We start from the raw sequence: 12,009 nt of genomic DNA, 5'->3' as shown, positions 1-12,009 counted from the left end.
TGGTCCCGGGGCGGGAGACCCCGCCCCGGGACCGGCGCTGTGGTTCGCGGTCGCGGACCTTCGGCTATTTCGCAACAGCCCGTCTGAGGAGACGAACGGTACATTCGCTCGGATAGGACGCCGGGACCCGAGGCCGGAACCACGCTCCTGCAACGTTTCACCGAACTCCCCCGCGAACCCGTCGCCCGGCGCGCCTAATGGGATCACACAGTCGACGACACGGGGGTTCGCATGTCGAAGAAGTCGGAGCAGCGCACTGCCCTGGTTGTGTCCGGTGCCGGCGCGCGAGGTGCGTACGAGGCGGGTGCCGTCCAGGCCCTGCTTCCCGTACTCGCACCCGACGAGGTGGTTCCGCCGATCCTGGTCGGGACCAGCGCCGGGGCGTTGAACGTGGCCGGCTTGGCGGCCTATGCCGATCTCGGCGGCGAGCAGGCAGCCAAGGAGGTGGTCGCGGCGTGGAGCGGGGCCGAGCTGACGGACGTGTTCTCCCCGATCGGCACTCTGCTGCGGACCGGCGGTTCGACGCTCGGCAGGCTGATCGGGCTTCCGGTTCCTCCTCCCGCCGGGCTTCTCGACACGTCGCCGATGCGAGCGTCGCTCGAGGCACTGGTTCCCTGGGACCGGCTTCACGAGAACGTCCGCGCGGGCAAGGTCCGAGCGGTGGCCGTGGCCACGACCTCGCTGGCCACCGGAGGAACCGTGGTGTTCGTCGAGCACGCCGACGACGTGCGTCTTCCCGGCTACGACGCGCACCGCAACATTCGATACGTCTCGACCACCCTCGGCGTCGATCACCTGCTCGCGTCCGCTGCGATCCCGATCCTCTTCCAACCTGTCGAGATCACCGGCGAAAACCGGGGTGGGTACATCGACGGCGGTCTCCTGCTCAACACACCCATCAAACCGGCTCTCGAATTGGGAGCAGAGCGGATCGGGGTGGTCGCGTCCCATCCGCAGGAGCGTCTGCCACTGCCCTCCGGGTCCACGGGCCAGGCAAATCCGCCCGATATCCTCGGCACCGCCGCGCTGTCGCTGCGCGCAATCCTCACGGACCGCATGATCGACGACCTGTGGACGCTGCGTAACCGCAATGGCACGAAGGGCTACCGCGCCGTCGATGTCGTGTTCGCCGGGCCGACCCTGCAGGAGACCAGCAAGATCGACCGTCTCGCAAAGGACGCGTTCGACTCGATGCTCGGCCTGCGGGGCCGTGTCCGCCACCCGATGGAGACAACCCTGATGAGTTTGATGAGCGACGTTCGGCCCGGCCACGACGAGCTGCTGAGCTACACCATGTTCGACTCGAAATTCACCGGGCCCGCCGCGGAGCTCGGCAGTAAGTGCACGCCGCAATCCTCGTGACACAGGCCGACTTCTCGTGAAACAGCCCGGCGATACTCACCGAACGACGAGTGAAGTTCACCGACCCGGCCCGGTCGAATACGACCCTGCAGGTCCGCGGTTCGGGCGCGCCGGTGCGCTGGGTGCTCGCACACCCGTCGAATGATCTCGCCATCCGACGAGCACCTCGTGCAGAGTCTCGGCGCCGTGCAATGGTTCCGGCGCCGCCGGCAGGTCGACGGGATAGATGAGAAACGGGGTGCTCTGCGGTCCCCCCATGCCGCCGTGCGAGCCGACTTGCTCCTCGAACGCCGCGACCTCGTCGGTTTCGGGCCAGTACATGCCGCCGACCATGATGTCGGCCACGTTGTCGAAGGTGTCGGTGCGTCGGATCTTCGCCAGCGCATCGGGGCCCATCACCGCGAGAGGGTCCCGGCCGGTGACTTCGCCGGTCGTCACGTCGACCTGGCCGCCGGACCCCAGCACCACGGATCCGCCGGGTGCGGCGACGAGCAGGAACCCGATTCCGGGATGCTCGCGAAGCGCGGTGAGCAGCCCGGGATGGGCGGCCTCGATGGCGTCGACATCGGCGCGTCCCGGCAGGTGCGGAAAGTAGATCAGACCGAGGTTGCCCGAGCCGAGCACGGTCGGCTCGCCCGTGGGAGGACGCGCCTCCTCGTCGGCTGCCGACGCGTGCATGCTGGCCGCCGCGTAGGCACGGCCCTCGGCCCCGGGCTTGGGGGATGCGGTGGCAGCGCGCTCGTGCCGGTGCCGACCTTCCGCGGACGGCTCGCCCTGCGCGGTCAGCCGGGCAACCAACTCCCCCAGGGTCTCCCCGTAGCGTTGCCGGAAGGTGGCGCCCTGACTCTGCCCGTGGTCCGACAGCACGACGACGCGGTAGCGCCGGTCCGCCTGCTCCGTCACAGCGAGCAGCATCTCGACGATCTCGTCGAGCTTGGTCAGCACCGCGAGGGTCTCGGGCCGGGAGATTCCGGAGTGGTGCGAGACTTCGTCGTATCCGATCAGGTCGACGTAGACGATGCTGCGCCCCTTGATCAGATCCCCGACCACCGCGGCGGCGGTGACGTCGGTGGCCAGGACGGTCGCGAAGGCCCGCACGAACGGATACACCCCTCCCCGCGAGACCCGCGGCCGGATGTCCTTCCGCTTCTGCCGCAATGCCTGACGCAGCTCCCGCTGGAGTTCCGCGAACATTCGGATGAACGTGCGCAGCGCACTCGCCGGGTCGACGAAGTAGTCGCTGTAGCCGGCGCCGGCGCCGAGACGGGCACCGCGCATGCGGCTGACGACGAGCACGTTGTCGTGTGCACCGCCGGTGAACAGGTTGCCGCGGCTCGCACCGTCGTGCGCGAGTAGACCCGGAATCTCGGCCCGTTCGAGTTCGCGCTGCTCGTTGTCGGCGGGGTTGCTGAACACCGAGATGCGCCCGGTCGTCTTGTCGTACCAACGGAAAGCCGGGACGTTGTGGTTGGAACCGTGCAGCACCGCCAGCTGGGTCGCCCCGGTCTGGCTGCTCCAGTCGGTGTGCCACGGGACCAGCCGGTGGGTCTCGCGCACCAGCTTCGCCAGCCCGGGCGTCACGCCGTCGGCGATCGCGCGCCGCAACACGTCGTAACCCAGCCCGTCGATCTGGATGCACAACAGCCCCGGATCCGCGTCCACGAGAGCAGCGTTGCGTCGCAGGCGGAACCGGTTCCGGCGCACCTGCATCAACCGGTACGCGGTATCGGAGCGGGACGCGATCGCACCCGAGACCACAGAGGTGACCAGCGAGACCACCGCTGCCAGAACGACCGCATCGCGCGGCTCGTCCACCGTGGCGACCGGCACCAGGTTCAGCGTCAGCAGCATGATCGCGCCGCCTGCGAGGAACACCCCGACGAACAGCAGCACGGGGCCGATCCACGACATGAAGCGCATCGTCAACGGCCACAGTGCCGCGTTGAGGATGCCGAACACCAGCGCGACCACCAGCGCGGCAGGAAGCGTCGGCAGCGGAGCAAAGCTCGACGGATCCAGGGTGACGCCGCGGAGGATGCGGTCCAGCACGAGAACCGCGAACGCCGACGATCCCCAGAGCACGAGGAATTCGACGAGTATCCGCAACACCCCGCCCACCGTGCGCATCGCACTCCCTCTCGTTGTCTGGAATCGTAAGGGGCGTGAGCGCGCCGCCGGGTGGGAATACCGCCGCGTCCGGGATGCGCTGGCTCGGGCATGCCAGCACGCTGATCGTGGACCGCGGTACGGTCGTCCTGACCGATCCGGTGCTCACCGACCGCGTCGCCCACCTGCGCCGCCGGCAGGGCCCCACCCCCCTCGGCTTCCGCACGCGCCACCCGGACGTCGTCCTGCTCTCGCATCTGCACGCCGACCACACCCATCTACCGTCGCTGCGGCTGCTCGACCCGGACGTTCCGATCGTGGTCCCGTGGCGGGCGATGGACGGCCTGCCCGCGTTGCGCCGCTTCGGCGACCGCCTGGTGCCCCTGCGGCCCGGCGACGAAACACGCATCGGCGCGGTCACCGTGCGCGCCGTGCCCGCACATCACGACGGTCGACGCTGGCGACGTGGACCGCAGCTCGCGCCGGCGGTCGGATACGTGGTCGAAGGCGACCGGCGGACCTACTTCGCCGGCGACACCGATCTGTACCCGGGGCTGGAAGACCACGTCGGCCCGGGGGTGGACCTCGCGCTGCTACCCGTCGGGGGCTGGGGTCCCACACTCGGCGACGGTCACCTCGACCCGCCTCGAGCCGCGGTCGCCGCGCGGCTGGTGGAGGCAGCCCTGGCAGTGCCGATCCACTACGGCACGCTGTGGCCGATCGGCTTCGACGCCGTGCGTCCGCGGTCGTTCTTCGGACCCGGCGCCGAGTTCGTCCACCATGCCGAGCGCGCGGGGCTCGTGGCCGTGGAGTTGCGTCCGGGTGACGCACTCGGCGGATCGGACGGCGGGCACGGTTCGTCCGGGACGCATCGCCGATAGCCCACGACGACACACCACCGCACACCTCCCCCACACCGCGGTCGGACCACATTAGGGTCCTACCGACGATCATCGAGGGGACGACACATGAAGCTGGCCGAGGCACTGGCCGCGCGCGGAGATCTGTTGCGCAGGATCAACCAGCTGCGGGAACGGATCCTGGACAACGCCCGCCATCAGGAGGGTGAGGAACCGGCCGAGGACCCCGTCGCACTGCTCGCCGAACTGACCGATGCGCTCGACGAGTACGAACAGCTGATCCGCCGAATCAACAAGACGAACGCGGCGTCACCGCTCGGGGACGGCACCGTGACCGATGCTCTGGCCCGTCGAGATGTGCTGCGCCTGCATCATTCCGCGATCACCGCCGCCGCCGACGCCGCGTCCGGGCGCTCCGACCGCGGATTCGGTCGCCAGCTGCGCTCCGAGCTGGTCCACGTCGCAGCCCTTCCGGTCGCCGAATTGCGAACTCGCGCAGACCGATTGGCACGCGAAATCCGCACCGTCGACCTGGACATCCAGCGCACCAACTGGGAGGTCGACCTGCTGGACTGAACCGTGAGGAGGGCCGAGAGCTGGTAGCCGGCCGAAGAGGCGAGCACACGACCGCGCCGGGCGGTCAACTCCGGCACCTCGGTGCGCGGGGGCAGCGCAACAAACCGCACTACGCACGCCCAGCACCACGCACAAGAGACCGTGCACCACGCACGATTCACCACCACGTGCTGATCTTCGACCGGCGAGGGCGGGTTCGGGGGCATCTCGGCGCTCCTCACGCCTCGAATCGGGATCGCCTCGAATCGAGCCGAATACCATCCGCGATCAGGAGGAGTGGAGCGATGGCCGCAACGGAGAACAGCAGCACCACGGTTGCCGAGGTGATGGCCGAACTCGCCGAACTCGACGACCCCAAGATCCGTGCGGTTAACCTGAAACACGGCGACGACCACGGGGTGAACCTCACAAAGCTGCGCGCTGTCGCGAAACGACTGAAGACGCAGCAGGATCTCGCGCGGGAACTCTGGGACACCGGCGACAGCGCAGCCCGGCTGCTGGCCATTCTCATCTGCCGTCCGAAGGCGTTCGACCGCGACGATCTCGACGCGATGCTGCGGGCGGCGCGCACCCCCAAGGTGCAGGACTGGCTCGTCAACTACGTGGTCAAGAAGAACCCGCACTGCGAGGACCTGCGTGCGACATGGTTCGCCGACCCGGATCCGGTCGTCGCGAGTGCCGGGTGGGAACTGACCGTCGACCGCGTCGCGAAGAACCCCGACGGCCTCGACCTGACCGGACTGCTCGACATCATCGAGGCGCAGATGAAGGACGCCCCGGATCGACTGCAGTGGGCCATGAACCACTGCCTCGCCGAGATCGGCATCGAGCACGCCGACCTGCGCGACCGTGCGATCGCGATCGGTGAGCGCCTGAAGGTGCTCGAGGACTACCCGACGTCCCCGGGATGTACCTCGCCGTTCGCCCCGACCTGGATCGCCGAAATCGTGCGGCGCCGCAGCGCGACGTAACGATCGTCACGCCGGTCACCCCGTCCGGTTGCCCGGCCGGGTGCGCGCCCTCATGCTTCAGACATGGACGGACCCGTGTTCCCGCCTCCACCACGCTCGGCGCGACCGGTTCGGTGCGAATGGGACGCGCTGAGGTCCCTGCCGCCCTCGGCGGAGCGGTTCGACCCCGAGCAGGTCGCGGACCTTCCCTCGGCCGCGCAACAATGGCTCACGCACGCACTGGAACCGGGCGTGCCGCTCGCCCGCGCGGTGCACCTGACCATGCGCGGTCACATCAAGCTCGGGTCGTGGCGCCCGTTCCGGGCAGCGCAGATCCTCGCCCCGGGCGTCGGGTTCGTGTGGGCGGCGACCGCGCGGGTCGCGGGTCTGCCGGTTCTCGGCTACGACCGGTACACCGACGGACGCGGCGAGATGAACTGGAAACTCGGTGGTCTCGTCCCGGTGATGTCGGCGGCCACCACCGACGTCGGCACCAGCGCCGCCGGCCGCTTGGCCTCCGAATTCATCTTCGTACCAACGACATTCAGGTCGGCGACGTGGCACGAGGCGGGCACCGGTTCCGCACTCGCGACCTGGCGCACCGGCCGCCACACCGAGACGGTGTGCCTCGAACTCGCCGGAAACGGCCGGCTCGGGACGATACATCTGGATCGCTGGGGCAATCCGAACGGAGAACCCTTCGGCCGCTACCCGTTCGGTGTGGACATCGAGGCGGAGTCGTCGTTCGGCGGCATCACGATTCCGTCCCGCTTCCGCGCCGGATGGTGGTGGGGCACGAACCGATGGCCGGAGGGCGAGTTCTTCCGTGCGGAGATCAGCGCCGCCGTGTTCCGCTGAGGACACAGCATTCCGCCGAGAACACAGCCGAAACGACACCGGTGCGCACCGGAGAGTCACCGTTCATCGGGCACGAGGCGCCGGCCTCTGCAAGGATGCGCGGATGAATCTGGTTGGCATCCCGGAACAACGGCGCCGGGTCGGTCGCGCGGATCCCGTCGGCCCCGACGCGGCACCATCCGGGAAACCGAGTGCGGCGTTTCGCCCCGACATCGAGGGCCTGCGGGCCGTTGCGGTGCTCGCCGTGGTCCTGTTCCACGCAGGTGTGCCCGGGATCGGCGGCGGATTCGTCGGTGTCGACGTCTTCTTCGTCGTCTCGGGTTTCCTCATCACCGGGTTGCTGTGGCGGGACGTGACGTCCACCGGGTCCGTGCGGATCGCCCGCTTCTACAGCGCACGAGCGCGCCGCCTCCTCCCGGCCGGAGGTCTCGTGCTGGTGGTCACGGCGATCGGTTCGGCGTTTCTATTGCCCCCGTTGCAGGCCCGGGAGGCGCTGGGCGACGGAATCGCAAGTGCGCTCTACGTGGGGAACTACCGATTCGCGTTGCGTGGCACCGACTATCTGGCGGCGGACGCGCCCCCGTCCCCGTTCCAGCACTTCTGGTCGTTGGGGGTCGAGGAGCAGTTCTACCTGGTGTGGCCGGCGCTGATCGTGGCGACCGCCTGGTCGGTCCGTCACAGGCGCGGCGGGGCCCCGTCGGCGGTGCCGTACGTCTCGGTCCTGGTACTGGTTGCGGCGGCGTCGTTCGCGGTGTCACTGTCCTGGACCCGCACGCTGCCGCCGTGGGCGTTCTTCTCCCTGCCGTCTCGGGCGTGGGAGTTGGCCGTCGGTGGCCTGGTCGCGCTGTCCGTCCCGCTGTGGCGCCGACTGCCGGGTCTCCTCGCGGCCACCGCGGGATGGGCCGGGCTGGCCCTGATCGTCCTCGCCTGCGTGCGTCTGGGCGAAACCACCCCTTATCCGGGCACGGCAGCCCTGCTGCCCGTACTGGGTACGGCGCTGGTGATCGGCGCGGGCTGTGCCTCGCCCCGGCTGGGTGTCGGACGCGGATTGTCGCTGCGGCCGATGCGCGCGCTCGGGCGCCTGTCGTACTCCTGGTACCTGTGGCACTGGCCCCTGCTGATCCTCACGCCGGCATTCCTCGACCGCGACCTCGGGCCGGTCGGGCGTCTGGCTGTGGTGGCGCTCGCCGCCGGGCTCGCCGCGCTCACGCTGACGGCGGTGGAGAACCCCCTCCGGTTTGCGCTCCCCCTGCGCCGCTCGGCTTCCCGCAGTCTCGTTGTCGGGGCAGCGATCACCGCGCTCAGCGTCTGTGTGTGTCTGGTGCTGCTGGTGCTGCGGCCGGTTCCGGTCGGCCACGGGGAGGCCGCCGCGGCGCTGACGGTCTCTGCGCCGACGCAGGATCCGGCGCCCACGGCCGACCCGCACGATGTTGCCGTGCGGGAACTGACCGCACAGGTTCAGGCCGCGGTCACGGCGACGGCGGGATTGGCTGCTGTCCCGTCGAACCTGTCCCCGTCACTGGCCGATGCGCCGTCCGGCAAGCCGGATGTGTTCCTCAACGGTTGTGTGCGCTCGTGGCTGGAGGTCGGACAGGACGAGTGCGCGTCGGGTGATATCACGTCACCGATCACGGTGGCGCTGGTCGGTGACTCGCACGCCGCGATGTGGGCTCCTGCGTTCGAATCGGTTGCCGTGGAACGGCGGTGGCGGCTGGAAACCCTGGGCAAGGTCACCTGTCCACTGCTGGACCTGTCGTTGACGAGCCCGTACCTGGGGCGCGAGTACACCGAGTGCGAGCAGTGGCGCGGGGAGATCGTCTCGCGGTTGCAGGAGGAAAGACCACAACTCGTCGTGCTGAGCATGTCTCGCCGATACGGCGGCGACTTCGGTTTCACCACGTACGGCCCGGAGTGGCAGGACAGCCTGACCCGCATGGTTGCCCAACTCCGGGCGACCGGCGCGAAGGTCCTCGTCCTCGGCCCGGTGCCGGATCCGCACGCGGTGGTGCCGACGTGCCTGTCCGAGCACATCGACGATGCGACGGCCTGCGCACCGGAGCGGTCGATGGCACTGAACGCTGCCGGCGTCGCCGCCGAGGCCGCGGCCACTGTTGCCGGCGGCGGGGAGTATGCCGACCTCACCGAGCTGTTCTGCACCGCCGAGAGTTGCCCGGTGATCGTCGGAAACGGCCTGGTGTTCCGCGACGACAACCACCTCACGATCGAGCACGCCCAAGCGTTGGCTCCCGTCGTCGGCGCACTCGCGGACCGGGCTCTGGCCCCGCGCTAGGGTTCCGTCGGGTCAGGGCGATCGGCAACGGCGCGGTCGGGTAGGGGCTCGAGCCGGAGTGGTGAACGGCATGGCGCCGTTCGGCCGGGGTGGGCAAACCCGGACCCCTGGGTCGACATCCCGATCGGTGCGGGCGTGGGACTGTCGACCGGCGCCAGGTGGTCTTCGGCTTCGGTCGTCCGTCCAGAGCCGGCCCGTGCGTGTACGCCGTCGAACGACACCGGCAGCGACGGAAGAAGCTGTGGCACCGATTCCGGCGGGGACGGCGCCGACCTCCCCTCCTTCCACGAAAAGCGAGCACACTGAGAGGTAGTAAGCACGCCGAGGGACAGCAAGTAAGGCGAGCGGTATGAGTACACAACAGAATTCACAGGGCCGGGCCGCGGCGGCCGAGCCGCACCGTCGGGGTGCGGCGAGCGACCGGAAGTCCACGAACAGCGGCAACGCGACGGCAGCCACCGCACCCCGCACGGGAGTCCGTTCACCGAAGGCGGCGACGAGGACGAAGGCGTCCCCCGAGACGCCTTCGGCGCGAGCCCCCCACAAGGAATCGGCCGGTCCGAGGTCGACCGCACCGCGCCGCGGCCAACCGTCACCGGCAGAACCGCCGACTCGACGGAAACGAGCAGATGTCGCGTCCGGCACGTCGGCTCCGACCACGCGCCGTGTGCGAGAGCGACCCGACGGTGCCGTGCCCCGCAAGCATCCCCAGGCGGAGCCGACCACCACGAATCCGGCCACACGGAAACGTCCCCGAAAGGAGGGGACCCGCCCGCCCGCGCACCCGCGGTCCGCTCCGCCGATCAACACGCATCAGCCGGAAATCTCATCGACGGTGCGCGGCGGCACTACCGACACCGGGCCTGCCGGCGCTGTCTTCGAGGTGGTGCGTCGATCGCTCGGGACTGCCGTCGAAGCGTTGGAAAACCGCGTTCACCAGCTCGCCGGCGTGCAGAATCGCGGTGACCTGGCGAAAAAGATCCGGAAGTGGATCGACCCGCTTGTCGATGAAGTTGCGCACGGACGCGCGGGCATGAAAGCCGCGCTGGCAGGACTTCAGGCCGTTCTGGCGGGTAGGAATCCGGTGTGGGCTGCGATCAAAGGCCTGGTTGGAGGGTTGAGCCTCGAGGCCAAGATCGGGCTCGTTCTCGTGCTGTCCCTCACACTCCTGCTCGGGCCGGTGCTGCTCGTGGTCCTCTTGCTGGCACTTCTTGTCGCGGTGGTGGTCGCTGCGGTGCGAACCGGCACCGACTAGCGGCGGATCGGGTCCTCCGGTCGGCCATGGGGCAGTTCGACCGCCCCGTCGCGACCGGAGGACCTCACCGTGTCAGAGCAGCACGGTGCCGGCGTCGGCCTTGCCCTGCTTGGCGACCTCGGAGTAGGCGGCGGCGAGCAGCGTCGGGTCCGGCCCCTCGAGCCGGCCCGGCTTGGCGAGACCGTCGAGGACGACGAACCGCAGCATTCCGGCGCGGTTCTTCTTGTCGGTCTGCATGCCCTTGTGCAGCTCGGCGAAGGCGGCGGCGTCGTAGGTGGTGGGCAGGCCCACCGCTTCGAGGATCGTCCGGTGCCGATCGGCGGTCGCGTCGTCGAGACGGCCGGCCAGCCGGCCCAGTTCCGCGGCGAACACGAGTCCGACGGAGACCGCGGCGCCGTGACGCCACCGGTACCGCTCGCGGCGCTCGATGGCGTGGCCGAGGGTGTGCCCGTAGTTGAGGATCTCGCGCAGGCTCGACTCGCGCAGGTCCGCGGCGACGACCTTGGCCTTGACCTCGATGGAGCGGCGGATCAGTTCCGGCAGCACCGTGCCGGTCGGATCCAGCGCAGCCTGCGGGTCGGCCTCGATGAGGTCGAGGATCGTCGGGTCGGCGATGAAGCCGGTCTTGATGACCTCGGCCATGCCGGCGATGATCTCGTTGCGCGGCACGGTCTCGAGGGTCGCCAGGTCCACGAACACGGCGGACGGTTCGTGGAACACGCCGACCAGGTTCTTGCCCGCCTCGGTGTTGATGCCGGTCTTGCCGCCGACCGCGGCGTCGACCATCGCGAGCAGCGTCGTCGGGATGTGGAAGATGCGCACCCCGCGCATCCAGGTGCCGGCGACGAATCCGGCGAGGTCGGTGGCGGCGCCGCCGCCGAGCGAGACGATCGCGTCGCTGCGGGTCAGGCCGATGCGGCCGAGCACCTCCCAGCAGAACCCGGCGACCGCGAGATCCTTGCCGTCCTCGGCATCCGGGATCTCCACGCGGTGCGCATCGATTCCCTTCTCCGCGAGCACTTCCCGCAACGCCTCGGCCGTCGCTTCGAGCGGCGGCTGGTGGAAGATCGCGACGGTGCGGGTGCCTGTGAGGGTGTCGACGATGTCACCGAGCAGGCCCCGGCCGATGATCACCGGGTAGGGCTGGGCGGTCTGGACGTCGACACGTACCGGTTCGGTCACGGTGTGGTGCTCCGCTTCTCTGCGCTGGTGGACGTGCTCGCGGTGGCGCCGGCAGCGGCTTCCGCCTCGAGCTTGGTGATCAGGTACTGGACGACGCGGCCCGGACTGCGGCCGTCGGTCCGGACCCGGATGGTCGCGGCCTGCCGGTACAGCGGGCGACGTCGGCGCATCAGCTCCCGGTACTTCTTGGCCGGATCGTCCCCCGCGAGCAGGGGGCGTCCGGTGCCCGTGCCGGTGCGGCGCAGACCTTCGGCGATGCTGATCTCGAGATAGATCACTGTGTGCCCGGCGAGCCGCTTGCGGGTGCGCTCGGACAGGATCGCCCCGCCACCCAGGGAGACGATGCCCTCCTGTTGTGCGAGGGCATCGGCGACGACGCGTTCCTCGATCTCCCGGAATGCCGGCTCGCCGTCCTCGGAGAAGATCTCGGGGATGGTGCGGCCGGTGACGCGTTCGATCTCGGCGTCGGTGTCGAGCAGCGGCAATTCGAGCGCCTGGGCGACGCGCCGACCGATCGTCGACTTTCCGGCGCCGGGCGGCCCGATCAGTACGGCGCGTGGCCTCATGACA

10 protein-coding genes are annotated in these 12,009 nt (G+C 69.6%); 7 read left to right on the top strand and 3 right to left on the bottom strand.

What is annotated here, in order from left to right; translation table 11 throughout:
* The first annotated feature begins 231 nt into the window (after positions 1-231).
* Positions 232-1,362 (top strand): patatin-like phospholipase family protein, encoded by a 1,131-nt coding sequence (locus tag ACWDTS_RS26820; RefSeq protein WP_450111284.1) that lies wholly within the window; start codon positions 232-234, stop codon positions 1,360-1,362.
* A 57-nt stretch (positions 1,363-1,419) separates the two neighbouring features.
* Here the strand turns inward: ACWDTS_RS26820 and ACWDTS_RS26815 are convergent, their stop codons facing one another.
* Positions 1,420-3,489 carry a phage holin family protein gene (locus ACWDTS_RS26815; protein ID WP_450119367.1) on the bottom strand — a complete coding sequence of 690 codons (2,070 nt, stop codon included), beginning with the start codon at positions 3,487-3,489 and terminating at the stop codon, positions 1,420-1,422.
* 35 nt (positions 3,490-3,524) lie between these two features.
* Between ACWDTS_RS26815 and ACWDTS_RS26810 the strand changes: the two genes are divergently transcribed.
* The 6 genes from ACWDTS_RS26810 (at position 3,525) to ACWDTS_RS26785 (ending at position 10,257) form a co-directional block, all read left to right on the top strand.
* Positions 3,525-4,349: an MBL fold metallo-hydrolase gene (locus tag ACWDTS_RS26810; protein WP_450111282.1), complete on the top strand. Its 825-nt coding sequence runs from the start codon at positions 3,525-3,527 to the stop codon at positions 4,347-4,349.
* A gap of 87 nt (positions 4,350-4,436) precedes the next feature.
* A complete protein-coding gene (locus ACWDTS_RS26805; RefSeq protein WP_450111281.1) occupies positions 4,437-4,904 on the top strand; it encodes a DIP1984 family protein in 468 nt (155 codons plus the stop codon).
* A gap of 284 nt (positions 4,905-5,188) precedes the next feature.
* Positions 5,189-5,875: a DNA alkylation repair protein gene (locus ACWDTS_RS26800; protein ID WP_248674376.1), complete on the top strand. Its 687-nt coding sequence runs from the start codon at positions 5,189-5,191 to the stop codon at positions 5,873-5,875.
* Between the two features lie 63 nt (positions 5,876-5,938).
* Positions 5,939-6,712: a DUF6920 family protein gene (locus ACWDTS_RS26795; protein ID WP_450119366.1), complete on the top strand. Its 774-nt coding sequence runs from the start codon at positions 5,939-5,941 to the stop codon at positions 6,710-6,712.
* 103 nt (positions 6,713-6,815) lie between these two features.
* Positions 6,816-9,002, top strand: coding sequence for an acyltransferase family protein (locus ACWDTS_RS26790; protein WP_450111279.1), 2,187 nt, complete (start codon positions 6,816-6,818; stop codon positions 9,000-9,002).
* Positions 9,003-9,837: 835 nt separating this feature from the next.
* Positions 9,838-10,257 (top strand): hypothetical protein, encoded by a 420-nt coding sequence (locus ACWDTS_RS26785; RefSeq protein WP_450119365.1) that lies wholly within the window; start codon positions 9,838-9,840, stop codon positions 10,255-10,257.
* 72 nt (positions 10,258-10,329) lie between these two features.
* Here ACWDTS_RS26785 and aroB read toward each other — a convergent pair whose 3' ends face one another.
* Positions 10,330-11,439: a 3-dehydroquinate synthase gene (aroB, locus tag ACWDTS_RS26780; RefSeq protein ID WP_197255665.1), complete on the bottom strand. Its 1,110-nt coding sequence runs from the start codon at positions 11,437-11,439 to the stop codon at positions 10,330-10,332.
* Complete coding sequence (locus ACWDTS_RS26775) at positions 11,436-12,005, bottom strand: shikimate kinase (protein WP_450119364.1); 570 nt, start codon at positions 12,003-12,005, stop codon at positions 11,436-11,438. Before ACWDTS_RS26775 ends, aroB begins: the two co-directional genes overlap by 4 nt.
* Between the last annotated feature and the right edge of the window lie 4 nt (positions 12,006-12,009).

The organism is Rhodococcus sp. NPDC003383, assembly GCF_053589115.1.
This window is presented reverse-complemented; position numbering and strand designations above follow the sequence as displayed.

Excerpts from the sequence above, each read along its gene's own strand:
- ACWDTS_RS26820 (WP_450111284.1), top strand. The coding sequence starts at position 232 with ATGTCGAAGAAGTCGGAGCAGCGCACTGCCCTGGTTGTGTCCGGTGCC.
- ACWDTS_RS26815 (WP_450119367.1), bottom strand. The coding sequence starts at position 3,489 with ATGCGCACGGTGGGCGGGGTGTTGCGGATACTCGTCGAATTCCTCGTG.
- ACWDTS_RS26805 (WP_450111281.1), top strand. The coding sequence starts at position 4,437 with ATGAAGCTGGCCGAGGCACTGGCCGCGCGCGGAGATCTGTTGCGCAGG.
- ACWDTS_RS26800 (WP_248674376.1), top strand. The coding sequence starts at position 5,189 with ATGGCCGCAACGGAGAACAGCAGCACCACGGTTGCCGAGGTGATGGCC.
- ACWDTS_RS26795 (WP_450119366.1), top strand. The coding sequence starts at position 5,939 with ATGGACGGACCCGTGTTCCCGCCTCCACCACGCTCGGCGCGACCGGTT.
- ACWDTS_RS26790 (WP_450111279.1), top strand. The coding sequence starts at position 6,816 with ATGAATCTGGTTGGCATCCCGGAACAACGGCGCCGGGTCGGTCGCGCG.
- ACWDTS_RS26775 (WP_450119364.1), bottom strand. The coding sequence starts at position 12,005 with ATGAGGCCACGCGCCGTACTGATCGGGCCGCCCGGCGCCGGAAAGTCG.